The sequence below is a fragment of the Caulobacter henricii genome, assembly GCF_001414055.1.
GTDB classification, from domain to species: Bacteria; Pseudomonadota; Alphaproteobacteria; order Caulobacterales; family Caulobacteraceae; genus Caulobacter; species Caulobacter henricii.
In genome coordinates this window covers 1,213,640-1,230,061 of sequence record NZ_CP013002.1, presented here as the reverse complement: position 1 = coordinate 1,230,061, position 16,422 = coordinate 1,213,640, and the positions used below count along the sequence as shown (strand labels likewise).

Sequence of the window (16,422 nt, the reverse complement as noted above, 5' to 3'; positions counted from 1 at the left end):
ACGATCATGGTTAATCGGCGATTAACCTCGTTGGCCTGACGCGCCCGCCGCACAAACTGCCGCACCCCGGACATCAGCAAAATTACAGACGTACAAATTATCGGCGATAGATTACGATTGTCAATTTACAGCCCATACAAGCCGTGATGATCTGAACTTACAGTCGTAATGTTCATAAGGGAGATCAACATGGCCATCGCGCTCAATTCCCATGACTCCGGCTTTACAGGACCAGCACGAGGTCCTCGCAAGCCCTCGAGGGTGCTGGTCCTTGCTCTCGGCGCATCCGCTGTCGTGCATCTCGGACTGATCGCCTACCTGGCCTACCAAAGGTCCGTGATCCCTCTGCGGGAGGCGGTCGAAGATCCCATCATCGCCCTACAGCCCCCGTGGATCGAACCGCCACCGCCGCCACCCCAGACGGTCGAGCCCGCGCCTTCAAACCCGATTCCCCTGCACCTGCCCGTGCAAACGCCTTTCACGCCACCGGTGACCCTTCCCATCGCGCCGCCGGACATCCTGTCGCCCCCTGGCCCTGCAGGCCCACCGACCCTCACCGCCGATCCACCCCAGGAGGCACAGCCCCTCCCGCCTCGGCCCAGGGTAATCACAGGAGCGTCCTGGCTACGCAAACCCTCGGCCGGGGATCTGGCGCGCTACTATCCCGACAGCGCGGCCCGTCGCGAAATCTCGGGCAGCGCGACGCTGAGCTGCGCGGTCTCTGCCAACGGCTCGGTTCGCAACTGCATGATCATTTCGGAGACGCCGGTCGGTGAAGGCTTTGGCGACGCGGCTCTGAAACTGTCGCGCTTTTTCCGCATGAGCCCGCAAACCGAGGACGGCCAGACCATCGACGGTGCCACGGTGCGCATTCCCATCCGCTTCAGCCTGTAACTTGACCCTGCACGGGACCCAGGCGGCGGTAACGGCCGGACCATCCCTGATGGTCCGGCCGATGACCTGTCAGTAGCTCTTGGGCAGGCCCAGAACGCGCTCTGCGATGAAGTTGAGGATCATCTCGCGGCTGATCGGGGCAATCCGGGCGATCATGGCCTCGCGGAAGTATCGCTCGACGTCATACTCCTTGGCGTAACCCATGCCGCCATGGGCGAGGACGGCGTTCTCGCAGGCCGTGAAGCCGGCCTCGGCCCCGAGATACTTCGAAGCATTGGCCTCGGCTCCACAGTCCTTGCCGAGGTCGTAGAGCGCCGCGGCCTTGAAGGCGAGGAGATTGGCGGCTTCCAGCTCGGCCCAGGACCGGGCCAGCGGGTGGGCGACGCCCTGGTTCTGGCCGATGGGCCGACCGAACACGACCCGCTCCTTGGCATAGGTCGTGGCCTTGGCAAGGGCCGCGCGGCCCAGCCCGATGGCCTCGACGGCAAACAGGACGCGTTCAGGGTTCAGGCCATGCAGGAGGTAGGCGAAGCCCTTGCCCTCCTCGCCCACCAGGTCCTCGTCCGGCACGAACAGGTCCTCTATGAAGAGCATGTTACACTCGACCGCCTTGCGCCCCATCTTCGGGATCGGCTTGGCCTCGATCTTCTCGCGATCCGTGTAGAACAGGCTGAGCCCCTGGGTCGGCTTCGCGCACTGATCCTTGGGGGTTGTACGGGCGATGATCAGGATCTTGTTGGCGCGCTGGGCACCCGTGGTCCAGATCTTACGGCCATTCAGCCTGTAGCCACCGTCAACCTTCTCGGCCCGGGTTTCCAGGCTCGAGGTGTCGAGGCCCGAATTGGGTTCAGTGACGGCAAAGCACATCTTGTCCTGACCCGAGATCAGGCGTGGCAGGTGCCGGGCGCGCTGCTCATCCGTGCCGAACTTCACGATCGGCATTGGGCCGAAGATGTTGAGGTGGATCGCCGATGCGCCCGAGAAGCCGGCACCCGACTCGGTTACGGCCTGCATCATGATCGAGGCTTCGGTCAGGCCCAGTCCGGCACCGCCGACGCTTTCGGGCATGGCCACGCCCAGCCAGCCGCCTTCGGCGATCGCCGCGACAAACTCTTCCGGAAACTGACCCGTTTCGTCGGTACGCCGCCAATAGTCGTCGTCAAAGCCCGCGCAAAGTTTCGCAACTCCATCGCGGATCGCTTCCTGCTCGTCGGTCAGCCAAAATCCGGACATCTGTTCCCCTGCTTGCCTATGCCTCGGGCTCTCGATTGAAACGGCGCGCATCGAGCATTGCCGCTTCCGGTCCCGGGTCCTTGCCTGTCAGATACGCTGCGACCAGATCCGCCACAAGCGGTGCCAGCAGCCAGCCGTTGCGCCTGGCCCCGACCGCCAGCATGACGCCCGCAGTGACGCTCCAGCCCACCAGAGGCAAGCCGTCGGGCGTCGAGGCCCGCACGCCGACCCGGGTAATCACGGAGGCCGAAGCCAGCTCGGGGCGCAGGGCCGTGGCGGCCTTGAGCAAAGGGGCTGTGACCACCGGATCAGGACAGGGATCGTCCCGTCCATGCTCCATGGTCGCGCCGACGATCATTGATGCGCCGGGGCAAAGATAGACGCCCGCCCCCCGGATGACAGCCCCGGCCCCGGGGCCCTTGTCCAGGTTCAGGATCTGACCCTTGATCGGCTTCAGCACAGCGGTCTCGGGTGCCAGGCTGCCATCCCGGAGCGATGCACCTGTCGCCAGGACAAGCGTCTCAAAGGGCTGCGAGCGCCCGTCCGAGAGGTTCAGAACGCCTTTCTTGTAGCCGGAGACCGAGACCGACTCGAACCGGACGCCCAGGCCGATTGCGGCAGCCCTCAGCGCCGCCAAGGCCGCCGGGGCGTCCAGTCGCCAGTCTTCGGCCAGAACCAGCGCACCGTCCGCGGCCAGATCGCCGGGCAAGCCCAGGGCCTTGCGCCTTGCTTCAATCCCGGAGAGCCAGGCCGGGTCGCCTTCAATACGAACACCGTGACGGCTGATCTCAAGGTCCAGGCCGCCGGCGAAATCCGGCCAATGGTCACGTGCCCTCTGCAGCAAGGCCAGGTGCGGCGATGAGGCCTCATCAAACAGCGCTTCACTGGCCGGTGCGAGCATACCCGCAGCAACGCCCGATGCAGTTTCGCCCGGCGATGTCGGGTCAAAGACCGAGACGGCAAATCCCGCGCGCGCAAGGACCAGGGCTGTCGCCGACCCAAAGGCCCCGGCGCCGGCCACCGCGATCCGCGCGACTGACAAAGCTCCCATGCGGCGCAATCACCTCCCGGGCTTCCAAAGGTCAAGCCCTTGCCGGCAGAAGTTTCGTCCAACCCGATCCGCTGGTGCCACCCTGACGCGCATTGACGCAGCCCTGCTGCGCAGACGTGACTATGACAGTGATGTGAGGTTATCCTCAGGTCTCCGGTGGCGTCGCTCTCCCGCAGGAAGCTTTGGTCCGCGCCGCCGGAAGGAATGAATTGGCATGAACGGAAAGCCCCCCGCCGACCTGGCACATCCCGTCGACCTCTACGTCGGCTCCCGCCTCAGGATTCGGCGCAAGGTCATGGGGCTCAGTCAGACGCAGGTCGCCGTTGCCCTGGGCATTACATTTCAGCAGATCCAAAAGTATGAGCGCGGCTCCAACCGCATTAGCGCCTCAAAGCTTTTTGACGCCGCCCGTCTGCTTCAGGCACCCGTTTCCTATTTCTTCGAGGGCCTTGAGGAAACTGACGACGGCCCGGACGACGGCCTTGCCCGACGCATGACAGAGTTCGTTTCCACCCCAGAAGGCCTGGAACTGGCCGCCCTGTTCCCGAAGCTGGATGACCGGCGTTTGCGGCGGCGGGTGGTCGACCTGGTCCGCGCCATGGTCGAAGAGACACATTAATTCCCAACCCAAAGCCCCTGACTTGCCGGATTTCACCATCTGGCAGGCTGGAGTGTCTTGCGGCAGCAGTCACGAGTTGACCGCCGTTCGCTTGCGCCAAGGCGCGAATTCCGGGACAAGGATCAATATCCTACTTTTTTTGTAGAATTTAACATGCCCCCTCCCCCTCGCGTCGCTGTCATTGGCAGTGGCTTCAGTGGCCTGATGACGGCCCTGCATCTGTTGCGAGCGGGTACCGTGCGCGTGCGTCTGATCGAAAAGACGGCGAACTTCGGCCGGGGCCTCGCCTACGGGACTGCCAATCCCGACCATCTGCTCAATGTGCGGGCTGGCAACATGAGCGCCTGGCCCGATGAGCCGGACCATTTTGCGCGCTGGCTGGCCCGGCACCGACCGGAGGCAGGGGCCTTTGCCCGCAGGAGCGAATACGGCCTCTATCTGCAAGGCCTGCTGAAAGAGGCCACAGAGGCCGATGACCGACTGTCACTGGCGGCTGGGGAAGCCATAGGACTGCGCCCAGACGGCAGCGGCTGGCGGCTGGACTATGCCCATGGACCGTCAGAGGCTGTGGACGCGGTGGTCCTGGCTCCGGGCAATCCGCCCCCGGCAAGACCAGATGGAATCGACGACCCTGTGGCCAGGAGCCAGATCTACCACCCAGATCCCTGGGCGCTTGAGCCGGAGGACTCCGCCACGAATGCGTTGCCGATTCTGCTGATCGGTTCTGGTCTGACCATGGTCGATGTCGCCCTCAGCCAGTCCCAGGCCGCTCCTGACAGGCCCTTGATCGCCTTGTCACGCCGCGGCCTGGCACCACTGGCCCACGCCGCGACCACGCCCGTCGAATCGCAAACACCGCCTGTTGGCGCGCCGCTGACGACCCTTCTCGTCTGGCTGAAATCCGAAGCCCGCCGTCTGGGTTGGCGAGAAGCCATTGACGCTCTACGCCCCTATACCCCAGCGATCTGGGGTGCCTGGGACCCCACTCAGCGGCGCCGCTTCCTGCGCCATGCCCGGCCCTATTGGGATGCCCACCGCCATCGACTGGCCCCAGACGTCGCTCAGCGCATCCAGACGCTCTTGGACACCGGCACCCTCACCCATTTGACCGGCCGGATTGAGAGTCTGACCTTGGGGGCCACAGGGCTACAACTGCGCTGGCGGCCGCGCGGGCGTCGGGACATTCAGACCCTGGCAATCGGTCGTGCCATCAACTGTACAGGCCCGGCGGCCACCATCATGACCCACAAGGACCAACTGCTGGCCTCTCTGTGCACAAACGGTCTGGCGCGCGGCGACGCCCTGGGGCTTGGCCTGGACGTCGATCAGGAGGGGCGGCTCATCAAAGGTGATGGGACGTCGCACCGGAACCTGTTCGCAGTTGGGCCGGTGACCCGCGGTGCCTTCTGGGAAGTCACGGCCGTCCCGGATATCCGCGTGCAGGCGGCTCACACGGCCAGGGCCGTGATCCAGGCCCAGGAAACCAAGGGCTAATCCAGAACCACCCTCAGCCCCAGGCGGACCATACGCGGCGCGGTTAGGCCCTCCACGCCGTCCGCTGTCCGTGAGGTTGCCATCGACTCATCCAGCAGGTTGTCGGCGGCCAGATAGGCCAGGACGGAGCGGGAAAGTCGCCAGTCCGCACGGGCATCAAGCCTGAGCCCCGCGCCAAGGACACGGCTGTTCAGGTCATCTTCGAAGCGCTTGCCCTCCCAGACCAGGTCGGCAGCAAGGCTGAGGGGCTGAGAAACACGCCATGTCAGGCCTGTAGTCCCGCTCCAGATCGGGGCCTGGGCGGGCCGCTTGCCGGTGAGCTGCGGAGCCGCCGCGCCGCCGGCGACCCGGGCGTCCGTGATCGACAGGGCTGCCCGCACTGCGATGGCCTCACCCAGTTTGCCGGTGGCGCGCGCCTCAAGCCCGATCGCCGAGATCGCGCCTGTATTGCGCCGTTCACGCAGCACACCGCCCGCCGGTACGAAACCGGCGCGCGGGAAAGTCGCCGGACCCGCGCCCAGCGTGACATTGGCAATGGGATCCTCGATCCGGTTCCAGAAGGCTGTCGCCTCCAGCAGGCTCCACTGCTCCTGACGGGACACTCCGGCCTCGACCCCAAACAGCCGCTCAGGCTGCAGGGCAGGATTGGCCTCGGTGAGGTCATTGCCGACCCGGAACGGGCGGTGCAGTTCGTTCAGGGTGGGGGGGCGAAAGCCGCTATAGCCCGCGAACCTGAGCGCCCGTCCCTCGCCCAGATGACGTAAAAAGCCCATGCGGGCCGAGATGACCTGCCCGTCGCGATCCGCCGACCGCTCGGAGAGGACTACTGCGCCGGAGGCCGCATCGGACTCAATCCGAAGGCCCCCACTGGAGGTCCAGCGATCCAGGCGCAGACCGCCGGCCAGCAGCCACCGATCATTCGTCCAGCTGCCCTCAGCATAGAGTCCGGCGACCGCCGTTTCGCCGCCAGCCCGGCGCACGCGGGTGAAGGCGCCGTTCAGATAGCGAAAGCGTTCATTCACCTCGCCTTCGGCCTGGCGCGCGTCCAGCCCGATTTCGCCCTCGAACGCGTCGGCGGCCCACCGCAGGGCCGCATTGACCCCCTGGCCCGTCGCCGGCGTGGCATACTGGTCATTGGCAGGCGTCGTCATGGCGCGATTGGCCGAGACGGAGACTGAGCTGTTGGCCAGATCGCTCTCACGCCGCCAGGCCTGTAGCCGCCAGCCCAAGCCGGTCGGTGCCGGATCCTGCACCAGGGTCGCACTGAACGAATCGCCTGAGGCCCTCGAGCGGGCACCGGCCAGACCTGCCCCTCGATCTTCGTAGAAATGGCCCAGGCGCACGGACAATTTTGTCTCCCCCAGAGGGGCGTCGAGCCGAAGGGCCGCACTGCGGGCATCAAGATCAGCGAGACGGTCTGCCGCGCCCCGTGCCGGGCCACGCACGGGTCTGTAGCCGTCACTTCGGTCCAGCGCCCCGCTGGCGAACACCTGGACCCTGCCGACCCGACCCGTGCCGACCGCTGACACCCGGTTCGATCCGAAACGTCCCGTTGCAAGGTCCACCGCCGTGCCGGTGTCACGCTCCCGCAGGGCGATGACGCCGGTCAATGCCCCAGCGCCGTAGGGACCGGCCCCCGCGCCGCGGATGATGTCGATGCCGGACAGGGCCTCCGGCGCCAGCTGTGACCAGATCACCCAGCCCCCAAAGGGGTCGTTCAGGGGAACGCCGTCGAGCAGAACCAGGGTTCGGCCCGCCCCAGAAGGGGCCATCGCCCTCAGGCTGATCCCCTGGGTCGTGGGATTGGCCGCCAGGCTGGACGCGCGCCGAAAGAGCGAAACGCCCGGTGTCCGGCTGAGCGCCTCATCGACCCGCGTGGCAGAGGCCAAGTCTGCCTCACTGATCCGCAGCCCGGAAAAGGCGGAATCGCCCAGACGCGGTGGGAAACGCGCTGCCGTCACGACGACAGGAGCCAGGGCTGGCGGCGGCAGATCAACAGGCACGAACAACTCCTCCCTCTAGCCGACTCGAGCATCGAATGGCGGTGCCAATGGCCGAATCCGCCCTCACCTGCCGTCACCGCCCAATCTGCATGGTCTCGATGCGCGCGTCCCGGGGCATTCGAAGGAAACTCCGGCATCGCCGGACGGAACCAAGGCAGCATGGCCGCCAGAATACAGCGAAGGACTTGCAGCCAGCCTTCTTGAGTCCTGACCTGGCATGGCCCTGCCCCCGGGAGGCGCAAGTTTGCGCTGGACTGCCCCAAGGGCGCCGCCCGTTTCATTCTGCCGCCGCACCGCCTCGACGCGTTTAGCGGCCCAAAGATCAGGAGGAGGCCGCATGCCCGAAGCACTCATCATTGACGCCTGCCGCACGCCCCGCGGCATCGGCAAGGTCGGCAAGGGGGCCCTCGCAGACTTTCATCCCCAGCATCTGGCGGCCACCGTCCTGAGGGCACTGGCGGACCGCAACGGTCTCAATACCGCCGAGGTCGACGACATCATCTGGGGCACCAGCACCCAGCGTGGCAAGCAGGGAGGGGATCTGGGTCGCATGGCTGCGCTTGACGCCGGCTATGACGTCAGGGCCAGCGGCATGACCCTCGACCGCTTCTGCGGATCGGGTATCACCACGGTCAATCTTGCCGCGGCCTCGATCATGTCCGGCATGGAGGATCTGGTGATCGCCGGCGGAACCGAGATGATGTCCTACACGGCCGCGACAGCGGACCGGACTTCGCCGGGTTTGCTGGACTCGGGCAATCTACGCCTCCGCGCCCGGCACCCGCAGAGCCACCAGGGCGTCTGCGCCGACGCCATCGCCACTCTTGAAGGCATTTCCCGGCAGGCTCTCGACGAACTGGCCGTTGTCAGTCAGCAGCGGGCCGACCAGGCCATCCGCGAAGGACGCTTCGACCGCGCCCTGGTGCCGGTGTTGCATGAGGACGGCAGCGTCGCCCTCGATCGGGAAGAGTTTCCCCGCCCCCAGACGACCCTCGAGAGCCTGTCCCAGCTGAAGGCCTCGTTCGAAATGATGGCCGGCGTGCCGATCGATGAGGCGGGCACGACCCTGGGCGGTTTGATCCACCAGGTCTATCCAGATCTGAAAATCACCCACGTGCACCACGCCGGCAATTCGTCGGGCGTCGTCGATGGTGCCGCAGCGGTGCTGCTGGCCTCCCCCGCCTATGCCGCTGCCCATGGCCTGAAACCCCGGGCGCGGGTTGTGGCCATGGCCAACATCGGCGACAGCCCGACCCTGATGCTCAATGCCCCGGTCCCGGCCGCCCGCAAGGTCCTGGCCAAGGCGGGACTGACAGTCGACGACATCGATCTCTGGGAAATCAATGAGGCCTTTGCCGTCGTGGCTGAGAAGTTCATCCGCGACCTGAACCTCGACCGGGACAAGGTCAATGTGAATGGCGGGGCCATGGCTCTCGGCCATCCCATCGGGGCGACCGGCTCGATCCTGATCGGGACGATCCTCGACGAGCTGGAACGCCGGGACCTCAAGCGCGGCCTGGTGACCATGTGCGCGGCCGGCGGCATGGCTCCGGCCATCATCATCGAGCGCCTCTGACACCCGACGCGTTCGATCCCGACAAACGAAAAGGCCCCGGCTTCCGCCGGGGCCTTTTTTGTCGCTGGCGATGGTACCGCCTCTCAGGCTTGAACTGAGGACCTCCGGTTCCACAAACCGGCGCTCTAACCAACTGAGCTAAGGCGGCGCATCGCGAGGGAGTGTCTTTAGTCGGAGGCGCGAGCCGGATCAAGCACCGAAACGGCCCACGCAAAAGGAAAACGCCCCGGAGCCGAAACTCCGGGGCGTTCCCATCTTTGCCGGTCAGTCCTGGCCCTATTGCGGGACCTGGAAGACGATCGGAACCGTGATGGCACCACCGTCGACGGGTGCACCGTCGACGGTCTTCGGCTTCATCCGGAAGAGGCGCGACAGTCGCAGCGCCGCTTCACCGAAGCCGTAGTCGGCGGGGTTCTCGGAGACCACAGAGCAGCCTTCCAGAGTTCCCTTGGCCGTCACGGTGCACGAGATCGTCGCGCGGCCGTTGACTTCCATCCGTTGGGCACGGTCCGGGTAGTACCGGGCCATGTCATCACCGCTGGGCTTGCGGGCCCAGTCCGGACGCGTGATCACCGAAGCGCGCGGCGGCGGCGTAGCCACCGGCGGAGCTGCCGAGATCACCGGCGGCGCTGTCTGTTCCACCCGCTTTTCAACAGGAGGGATCGGCAGCGGCGGCGGCGGCGTGATGTCCGGCGGCGGCGCTATCGGAGGACGCGGCTGGACCACCGCCGGCGGAGGCGGGGGCTCATTGGTCGGGGGCGGCGGCGGAGGCGGCGGAGGCGGCGGCGGGGGCGGGGGCGGAAGCTCCACGTCCACGGCGTCGTCCGAGTACTCCTTGAAGACCGACTCGAACTTCTGCTTCGCCAGATAGGCAAACAAAGCAGCGTGCAAGCCGACCACGACTAGGGTCGCGATACCAAAGGCACCAAGACCCTTCTTCCGTCGAGGCCCGTCCGAGGTGAGCGGATCGTAGCGGCGATGCTCGGGCGTTTGTTGTTCAGCCATGCACCACCCCTAGTTATCTTCCCGGCCGATGAGCGCCACGCTGTAGAAGCCGTTATCCTGGAGGGTGTTCATCACCTCCATGAAAGCTCCATAGCGAGTCTTCTCGTCAGCACGGATGTAGATACGCTCCTTAGTCGGATCGCGTCTGCCGATGTTCTTCGCGAGGTCCTGCCCCATCGTATCAACAGTCGTTTCAAAGTCGCCGATATAGACTTTGCCCGACTCCTGGATGGAGATGTAGACCGGCTTCGGCGGGGTCTCCGACTGTTTCGCAACCGCCGGCGGCAGGTTTACTTCGACCGTCACGGAGGCGAGCGGAGCCGCCACCATGAAGATGATCAGGAGAACCAGCATAACGTCCACGAAGGGCGTAACGTTGATCTCGCTGTTCTGTTCGACGTTAAACCTGTCGCCCCCACCGCCTGAGAGTTTGGCGGCCATCGGAGTTACGCCCCTTTGTCGAGTTGGCGCGAAATGGCGTTCATCAGTTCAGCAACGAAGCCTTCCGAGCGCGTGCCGTAGGCCGAGATGCGGGTCTGGAAGTAGTTGTAGAAGATAACGGCCGGAATAGCGGCGAACAGACCGATACCCGTGGCGAGCAGCGCTTCGGCGATACCGGGAGCGACGACGGCCAGGTTGGTCGTGTTGGTGTTCGCAATGCCGATGAACGAGGTCATGATCCCGTAAACCGTACCGAACAGACCAATGAACGGACCACCCGAGCCGACCGAGGCCAGGAACACCATGCCACCCGACAGGCGCTTGGCGAGCGAGGCTTGCACGGCGTTGATGGCGTAGCTTGCACGAGCGATGGTCGAGTCACGGTGCTCGCCGCCGACCGCCAGGCCAGCTTGACGCGACAGTTCGACTTCTTGACCAGCCGCAGCGGCCATGTCGGCCATCGGGTTGCCTTCGAATTCTTCCGACGAACCGATGCGCGCGATGTCAGCGATCGAACGGGCGCCGCGGAAGGCTTCGAGGAACTTGTCGGACTGCTTATTGAGAGCGCCGAACTCGAACATCTTCGTGATCAGCAGAACCCACGAGAACACCGAGGCGAGGATCAGGCCGATCATCACGACCTTAACGACCACGCCAGCCGCCATGAACATGCCGACCGGGGTCAGCGAGTGGCTTTCCTTCTTGGCTTCTTCGGCAGCAGGCTCTTCAGCAGGAGCCGGGGCCGGGGCAACGGCGGCATCAGCGGCCGGTGCGGCGGTGCTTTCGGCGGCGGCCGGGGCGGTAGCCGCGGCGTCCTGAGCGAAAGCGGGAGCGCTTACCATCAGCGCCATGGCGCCAACGAGAGCGATGAGGGGGGTCTTCCGTTTAATGTCGAGCATCTGTCGCCAGTTCCTGATTGGTCTAGCACGTTTGGACCGAGGGTCGTCGCGCGAGAGCGTTTCTACCCTAACTCTGAATAGTCCCCTAAGGCGGTCGATTTCTCTTCCAACCTCAGCGGACCCGCTTCGCTGCGCTCGACCCGTTACGCCCCTCACGAGGACTAGGCCCTCCAGAAGGATCGTTTCGAAGCGCGGATGACCAAAGCCCCCGAAGAGGCTTTGACCTTACCCCAATGTTAGAATTGCGGCAGGGGTCCTTTGGCAACCCCTTTTCGTACCGTCAAGAGGTTCTTCTGGGCATAAAATCGTCGTCGCGCCGATGCCCGGGCACCCCTTGCTGCAGCGCACAAATGCGAAATCAGGATTTAAGGGCGGTTTTTCCCTATCAACGGGAAAGTTCATGCTGCAATGCAGCAAAACCACAAAACGACGGTTGATGAGGCACGGGCAACGATGACATTGCGCCTGCCAAATATCGAACCCCTTGGCCCAGGCCGCATAACCGTGCCGAAATTCGATATCGCCCGACGATTCCCGCCGATCCCAAAGCCAAAGATGCGACCAAAGCGCGCAAGTCGATGCGGATCGACGGCATAAGCGTCCAAGGCCCGCTCGCGACCGTTTCCAAACACTTGAAAAGATAGTGGTGCCTGGAGCCGGATTCGAACCAGCGACACGCGGATTTTCAATCCGCTGCTCTACCAACTGAGCTATCCAGGCCCTTGGGCCAAGCGGTCCAAAAACCGCTTCAGCGCCCGCCTCACAGCGGGGAGCCGCGTCTATAGGCGAGGCCGATTTGGTTGTCCAGCGCCCTAATCGTCATTCCTGTAGATGTCGCCCGAGCCGGGATTCACTCCCTCATCGTCCGTCGCCGGGACCACGTAACGTTCCGAAAGCCAGCGCTGCAGATCCACGTCAGAGCAACGCTTGGAGCAAAAGGGACGGAACGCCGGATCGACGGGCTTGCTGCAGATGGGGCAGGCATTGCTCATCTTACGCACACCTCCAGGCGCTCAACCGACCAGCCAGCGACGGGCTCAATGACGAATCGGCGACCCAGACGGTCCGCGACTCCGCTATCCAGCTCGGCAAAGGCGTCAGCGACGATCGGGGCGCAGCGGGCAAGAAGGCGGCCGCCGGGATCGGCCCTCCCCTCGCGCTCCAGGGCCCGCGCAACCCGACGCGCCATGGCGGCAGGCCGCGGCTGGCCGTCGACCTCCAGCAAACGGTCGAGAATCGATCGACTGCGACGCGGCAGGGTCATTTCCAGCGTGCCAAACCGGCTGATCGCGCCGATCGCTACGCCGGGATTGTCGACGGAAAAGGCATTGCGGGCCGCCGTTGACAGGGCCTGGCCGTCATGACCCCGGCCCACGAGGTCAAAGACGACGATCCCGCCCAGGCCCTTGAGCCGCAGGATGCGCGCCGCGACGCCAAGGGCGGCCATATTGGCCTGTCGGGCCGCACGCTTGGCGTCCAGGCCTTCGCGTGCACCCAGGTCGACATCGACCGCCACCAAGGCCCGGGTCGGCTCGATGCTGATATCGCCGCCGCCAGGCAGGGCGAAGACCGTCTCCAGAGCCTCGGCCTCGGCGGCCTCAACGGCCTGCAGGGCCGCCTCGCCCCCGGTCGGCGACCCGGACTTGACCAGAAGCCGCAGCTGCTGCTCGACGGTAAAGGCCGGTTCGAGCACACGCGGCTCGCCCTCCCCTTCCCCGATGAACCGCGCCACGGCCGCCTTGTCGCGACGCGAGGGGGTCCGGATCTCGATCTCGACCAGCCCGCCCTCGACCAGCTTGGGCATGTCTGGGCGCAGGGGTAGCAGCACATCCTGGCCGCCGGGCAGTTGCACAAAGGCGGAGGCGAAGGCCTTCTCGATCTTGCGGATGCGGGCCACGCCGCGAACGCCTTCGACGTCCAGAGGATCATCACCGTCCCAGGTGGCGATCAGCCGTTCCGGCCGGCCATCCAGGGTGACGACACCGACCGTCTCGCCGACGCCCTTGTAGAGATAGGCCCGACGTTCACTCATGAGCCGCTCCAGCCCAGGCCGCGCAGCAGGTTCAGGGTCTCATAGAGCGGCAGGCCGACCACGCCGGTATAGGAGCCCTGCAGGTCGATGATGAAGCCGCCGGCAACGCCCTGGACGGCATAGCCGCCGGCCTTGCCGCGCCATTCGCCGCTGGCCAGATAGTCGGCGCGTTCTAGTTCGGACAGGCGCTTGACCTGTACCCGCGTCTCAACCAGCCGTGCCGCCTCGCGGCCATCCGGCGCGATCGCGGCCACAGCCGTCAGCACCTTGTGATTGCGGCCCGACAGCAGGGACAGGCAGTGGATCGCCTGGTCCTCGGTCTCGGCCTTGGGCAGGATCCGTCGCCCGACGGCGACGACCGTATCCGCCGCCAGGACAAAGTCGCCCGGAGCCCGACTCGCCACAGCACGCGCCTTTTGCCGCGCCAGTCGCAGGGCGTGGAGACGCGGCGTCTCATCGCGCTCGGGCGTTTCATCGATGTCGGCGGGATCGATACGGTCTGGCGTGACACCGACCTGCTTGAGCAGATCAAGGCGCCGGGGGCTCGCGCTGGCCAGAACCAGCGCCGGCTGGACGGCCGTCTGCGAGGCCATCAATCCTACTTGAACCGGTAGGTGATGCGGCCCTTGGTCAGGTCATAGGGCGTCATTTCGACCAGCACCTTGTCACCGGCCAGAACGCGGATGCGGTTCTTGCGCATCTTGCCGGCGGTGTGGGCGATGATCTCGTGGGCGTTTTCCAGCGTCACGCGAAAGGTCGCATTGGGCAGCAGTTCGCTGACCGTACCGGGAAACTCAAGAAGTTCTTCCTTAGCCATCAGGCCTCTCAATGGGAGCAAACAGATAGCCGCGCGGACGCCCCGACCGGGGTGGTCGAGACGTGAGCCGTCGCAGCGAGGCGCCTCTATAGCGCATTCACCCCCCAAACGTCGATGGCGCGCCGAAACGTCTCTTGATGGCCTCGGCCAGGTCGTCGCGGACCTCGCGATAGGCCGCCAGCCGCGCCTCCCGCGAGCCGTCGACCAGGGTGGGGTCATGGGTCGGCCAGTATTCGATTTCGACCGCCCGGTCCCGCGCCAGCTCGACGGCGCGGTGCTGCGCCTCAGGGGTGAGCGACACGACGACGTCGAAACTGTCGTCCTCCAGCTGGCCAAAGGTCTTGGGCTTGTGATCGGAAACGTCTAGGCCCAGCTCGTCCATCACGGCGATCACGAAGGGGTCGATCCCCTCGCCGGTGGGGTCGCCACGCAGCCCGCACGAATCAACGAAGGCCCGGGTGCCGTAGAATCGCTTGAACAGCCCCTCGGCCATGGGCGAGCGCACCCGGTTGAAATTGCAGGTGAAGAGGACGGCGTCCGGCAGAGCAGGCAAGGTGCCCTAGCCTCGCCAGTGCAGCGCGCAGATCAGGGTGAACAGCCGCCTTGCGGTGTCGAGGTCGGTCTTGACCTTGCCCTCGAGGCGCTCGCGCAGCAGGGACGAGCCTTCGTTGTGCAGGCCGCGCCGCCCCATATCCAGGGCCTCGATCTGCTGCGGCGTCGAGTTGCGGATCGCCGAATAATAGCTGTCGCAGATCATGAAGTAGTCCTTGATCACCCCCTTGAAGGGCGACAGGGACAGCAGGTGCCGGCGCTCATAGCCGGGGCCGCCGATATCGAAGGCCAGCCGGTTCTCGATCAGGGAGAGCTTCAGGTCATAGGGACCGCCCTGGCCGTCCGCCGGTTCGAAATAGTTCGAATCAAGCAGATCGAAGATCGCGACCTGACGCTCCTGCTCCTGGTCGCGCGAGGCGGCGGCAAGGCTGTCATCGTCAATGACGATCGACTTCAGATACTGGTTGGCGCGGTCATCGGTCATGGTTGGGCGGAGATTTGCCCGTCAGCCTTCGGAAGGCAACCGGCCCAGCCGGATTTGCGCCGAAAGGGCGTGGGCCGGCAGGCCTTCAACCGTGGCCAGGGCCGCCGTGTGCGGCCCCAGAATGGCAAAGGAGGCCGCATTGCACTTGGCGATCGAGGTGCGCTTGAGGAAGTCATAGATCGACAGGCCCGACTGGAAGCGCGCCGCGCGGCTGGTGGGCAGCACGTGGTTGGAGCCGGCCACATAGTCGCCGATGGCTTCGGGCGTCAGGCGCCCCAGGAAGATCGCCCCGGCGTGGCGCACGCGGTCGGACAGGCGCTCGGGATTGTCCAGGGCGAACTCGACGTGCTCGGGGGCTATGGCGTCGACCAGGGCCGGGCTCTCGTCCAGCGGGGCGATGATCACCGCGCCGTGGTCGCGCCACGAGGCGGCGGCGTCCTGGCCGGTGGCCAGGGTCTTGAGGCGCTCGATAATGGCAGCCTCGACGGCGTCGGCAAAGGCCGGATCGTCGGTGATCAGGATCGACTGGGCGGCCGGGTCGTGCTCGGCCTGGCTCAGCAGGTCGGCGGCGATCCAGTCGGGATTGTTCTGGTTGTCGGCCACGACGACGATTTCGGAAGGCCCCGCCAGGGCGTCGATACCGACCACGCCATAGAGGCGGCGCTTGGCGGCGGTAACATAGGCATTGCCGGGACCGACGATCTTGTCGACCGGCTGGATCGGTCCTGCGCCATAGGCCAGGGCCGCGACGGCCTGGGCCCCGCCGATGCGCCAGATCTCGGTGACCCCGGCCTCCTTGGCAGCGGCCAGCACGGCCGGCTGCAGCTTGCCGGGCGGGGTGACCATGGCGATGCGGTCGACCCCGGCCACCTGGGCGGGCACGGCGTTCATCAGCACGGTGGAGGGATAGGCCGCCCGGCCGCCGGGCACATAGACGCCCACGGCCTCGATCGGCGTCCAGCGCCAGCCCAGCTCCACCCCGGCCTCGTCGGTCCAGGCCTGGTCGGCCGGCCGCTGGCGGGCGTGATAGGCGCGGATGCGGGCGGCTGCGAAGGCGATGGCCTCGCGCACGTCAGCGGGGGTTTGCGCGGCGCCGGCCTCGATTTCCTCGGCCGTGACGCGGACGGTCTGTTCGGTCAGGTCGACGCGGTCGAACCTGCGGGTCAGGTCCAGGACGGCCTGGATCCCGCCGGTGCGGACGGCGTCCAGCACCTCGACGACCGAGGCATCGACATCGGCCGGCGATCCCCGATCTTCGGCGAGGAAGGCCCTGAAGGCGGCGGCGAAATCAGGGTCGGAAAAGTCGAAGCGGCGCATGGCGT

17 protein-coding genes and 2 tRNA genes are annotated in these 16,422 nt (G+C 65.8%); 4 read left to right on the top strand and 15 right to left on the bottom strand.

From position 1 onward, the window contains the following. The first annotated feature begins 189 nt into the window (after positions 1-189). A complete protein-coding gene (locus AQ619_RS05775) occupies positions 190-894 on the top strand; it encodes an energy transducer TonB (RefSeq protein ID WP_062145370.1) in 705 nt (234 codons plus the stop codon). Positions 895-963: 69 nt separating this feature from the next. Here the strand turns inward: AQ619_RS05775 and AQ619_RS05770 are convergent, their stop codons facing one another. Then, complete coding sequence (locus AQ619_RS05770; RefSeq protein WP_062145368.1) at positions 964-2,127, bottom strand: acyl-CoA dehydrogenase family protein; 1,164 nt, start codon at positions 2,125-2,127, stop codon at positions 964-966. A 16-nt stretch (positions 2,128-2,143) separates the two neighbouring features. Then, positions 2,144-3,178: an NAD(P)/FAD-dependent oxidoreductase gene (locus AQ619_RS05765; protein WP_062145366.1), complete on the bottom strand. Its 1,035-nt coding sequence runs from the start codon at positions 3,176-3,178 to the stop codon at positions 2,144-2,146. A gap of 214 nt (positions 3,179-3,392) precedes the next feature. Here AQ619_RS05765 and AQ619_RS05760 point away from each other — a divergent pair, with 214 nt between their 5' ends. Both AQ619_RS05760 and AQ619_RS05755 read left to right on the top strand, forming a co-directional pair. Beyond that, positions 3,393-3,797 (top strand): helix-turn-helix domain-containing protein, encoded by a 405-nt coding sequence (locus AQ619_RS05760; RefSeq protein ID WP_062145364.1) that lies wholly within the window; start codon positions 3,393-3,395, stop codon positions 3,795-3,797. A gap of 153 nt (positions 3,798-3,950) precedes the next feature. Beyond that, entirely contained in the window at positions 3,951-5,291 is a 1,341-nt protein-coding gene (locus AQ619_RS05755; RefSeq protein ID WP_062145362.1) for an FAD/NAD(P)-binding protein, read from the top strand. On the opposite strand, the gene AQ619_RS05750 is transcribed toward AQ619_RS05755, so the two are convergent. Then, on the bottom strand, positions 5,288-7,294 hold the full coding sequence (locus tag AQ619_RS05750; protein WP_062151316.1) for a TonB-dependent receptor: 2,007 nt from the start codon (positions 7,292-7,294) through the stop codon (positions 5,288-5,290). The two genes, AQ619_RS05755 and AQ619_RS05750, sit on opposite strands and share 4 nt — an antisense overlap. A gap of 337 nt (positions 7,295-7,631) precedes the next feature. Between AQ619_RS05750 and AQ619_RS05745 the strand changes: the two genes are divergently transcribed. Next, positions 7,632-8,870, top strand: coding sequence for an acetyl-CoA C-acetyltransferase (locus tag AQ619_RS05745; RefSeq protein ID WP_062145360.1), 1,239 nt, complete (start codon positions 7,632-7,634; stop codon positions 8,868-8,870). Between the two features lie 71 nt (positions 8,871-8,941). Here AQ619_RS05745 and AQ619_RS05740 read toward each other — a convergent pair. The 12 genes from AQ619_RS05740 to hisD form a co-directional block, all read right to left on the bottom strand. Continuing rightward, positions 8,942-9,018, bottom strand: a tRNA-His gene (locus tag AQ619_RS05740). A gap of 128 nt (positions 9,019-9,146) precedes the next feature. After that, complete coding sequence (locus AQ619_RS05735; RefSeq protein ID WP_062145358.1) at positions 9,147-9,875, bottom strand: energy transducer TonB; 729 nt, start codon at positions 9,873-9,875, stop codon at positions 9,147-9,149. A gap of 9 nt (positions 9,876-9,884) precedes the next feature. Further along, the gene (locus tag AQ619_RS05730; RefSeq protein ID WP_062145356.1) at positions 9,885-10,316 is read right to left on the bottom strand and encodes a biopolymer transporter ExbD; all 432 of its coding nucleotides are present in this window, start codon (positions 10,314-10,316) and stop codon (positions 9,885-9,887) included. Positions 10,317-10,321: 5 nt separating this feature from the next. After that, positions 10,322-11,215: a MotA/TolQ/ExbB proton channel family protein gene (locus AQ619_RS05725; RefSeq protein WP_062145354.1), complete on the bottom strand. Its 894-nt coding sequence runs from the start codon at positions 11,213-11,215 to the stop codon at positions 10,322-10,324. A 644-nt stretch (positions 11,216-11,859) separates the two neighbouring features. Then, positions 11,860-11,935: transfer RNA gene (locus AQ619_RS05720), tRNA-Phe, on the bottom strand. A 92-nt stretch (positions 11,936-12,027) separates the two neighbouring features. Next, positions 12,028-12,207, bottom strand: a complete 180-nt coding sequence (locus AQ619_RS05715) for a DNA gyrase inhibitor YacG (protein ID WP_062145352.1) — start codon at positions 12,205-12,207, stop codon at positions 12,028-12,030. Further along, positions 12,204-13,247, bottom strand: coding sequence for a ribonuclease E/G (locus tag AQ619_RS05710; RefSeq protein ID WP_062145350.1), 1,044 nt, complete (start codon positions 13,245-13,247; stop codon positions 12,204-12,206). Before AQ619_RS05710 ends, AQ619_RS05715 begins: the two co-directional genes overlap by 4 nt. Next, on the bottom strand, positions 13,244-13,840 hold the full coding sequence (locus tag AQ619_RS05705; protein WP_062145347.1) for a Maf family nucleotide pyrophosphatase: 597 nt from the start codon (positions 13,838-13,840) through the stop codon (positions 13,244-13,246). The genes AQ619_RS05710 and AQ619_RS05705 overlap by 4 nt, the downstream gene beginning before the upstream one ends. A gap of 5 nt (positions 13,841-13,845) precedes the next feature. Beyond that, entirely contained in the window at positions 13,846-14,064 is a 219-nt protein-coding gene (gene infA, locus AQ619_RS05700) for a translation initiation factor IF-1 (RefSeq protein ID WP_035044427.1), read from the bottom strand. Between the two features lie 97 nt (positions 14,065-14,161). Next, a complete protein-coding gene (locus AQ619_RS05695; protein WP_084745785.1) occupies positions 14,162-14,617 on the bottom strand; it encodes an arsenate reductase ArsC in 456 nt (151 codons plus the stop codon). A gap of 6 nt (positions 14,618-14,623) precedes the next feature. Further along, positions 14,624-15,100, bottom strand: a complete 477-nt coding sequence (locus AQ619_RS05690; protein WP_062145345.1) for a UPF0262 family protein — start codon at positions 15,098-15,100, stop codon at positions 14,624-14,626. Between the two features lie 21 nt (positions 15,101-15,121). After that, positions 15,122-16,417, bottom strand: coding sequence for a histidinol dehydrogenase (gene hisD / locus AQ619_RS05685; protein ID WP_062145343.1), 1,296 nt, complete (start codon positions 16,415-16,417; stop codon positions 15,122-15,124). Positions 16,418-16,422: the final 5 nt, after the last annotated feature.

Excerpts from the sequence above, each read along its gene's own strand:
- AQ619_RS05775 (WP_062145370.1), top strand. The coding sequence starts at position 190 with ATGGCCATCGCGCTCAATTCCCATGACTCCGGCTTTACAGGACCAGCA.
- AQ619_RS05705 (WP_062145347.1), bottom strand. The coding sequence starts at position 13,840 with ATGGCCTCGCAGACGGCCGTCCAGCCGGCGCTGGTTCTGGCCAGCGCG.
- infA (WP_035044427.1), bottom strand. The coding sequence starts at position 14,064 with ATGGCTAAGGAAGAACTTCTTGAGTTTCCCGGTACGGTCAGCGAACTG.
- AQ619_RS05710 (WP_062145350.1), bottom strand. The coding sequence starts at position 13,247 with ATGAGTGAACGTCGGGCCTATCTCTACAAGGGCGTCGGCGAGACGGTC.
- AQ619_RS05755 (WP_062145362.1), top strand. The coding sequence starts at position 3,951 with ATGCCCCCTCCCCCTCGCGTCGCTGTCATTGGCAGTGGCTTCAGTGGC.
- AQ619_RS05690 (WP_062145345.1), bottom strand. The coding sequence starts at position 15,100 with ATGACCGATGACCGCGCCAACCAGTATCTGAAGTCGATCGTCATTGAC.
- AQ619_RS05735 (WP_062145358.1), bottom strand. The coding sequence starts at position 9,875 with ATGGCTGAACAACAAACGCCCGAGCATCGCCGCTACGATCCGCTCACC.
- AQ619_RS05770 (WP_062145368.1), bottom strand. The coding sequence starts at position 2,127 with ATGTCCGGATTTTGGCTGACCGACGAGCAGGAAGCGATCCGCGATGGA.
- hisD (WP_062145343.1), bottom strand. The coding sequence starts at position 16,417 with ATGCGCCGCTTCGACTTTTCCGACCCTGATTTCGCCGCCGCCTTCAGG.
- AQ619_RS05745 (WP_062145360.1), top strand. The coding sequence starts at position 7,632 with ATGCCCGAAGCACTCATCATTGACGCCTGCCGCACGCCCCGCGGCATC.
- AQ619_RS05730 (WP_062145356.1), bottom strand. The coding sequence starts at position 10,316 with ATGGCCGCCAAACTCTCAGGCGGTGGGGGCGACAGGTTTAACGTCGAA.
- AQ619_RS05765 (WP_062145366.1), bottom strand. The coding sequence starts at position 3,178 with ATGGGAGCTTTGTCAGTCGCGCGGATCGCGGTGGCCGGCGCCGGGGCC.
- AQ619_RS05760 (WP_062145364.1), top strand. The coding sequence starts at position 3,393 with ATGAACGGAAAGCCCCCCGCCGACCTGGCACATCCCGTCGACCTCTAC.
- AQ619_RS05715 (WP_062145352.1), bottom strand. The coding sequence starts at position 12,207 with ATGAGCAATGCCTGCCCCATCTGCAGCAAGCCCGTCGATCCGGCGTTC.
- AQ619_RS05725 (WP_062145354.1), bottom strand. The coding sequence starts at position 11,215 with ATGCTCGACATTAAACGGAAGACCCCCCTCATCGCTCTCGTTGGCGCC.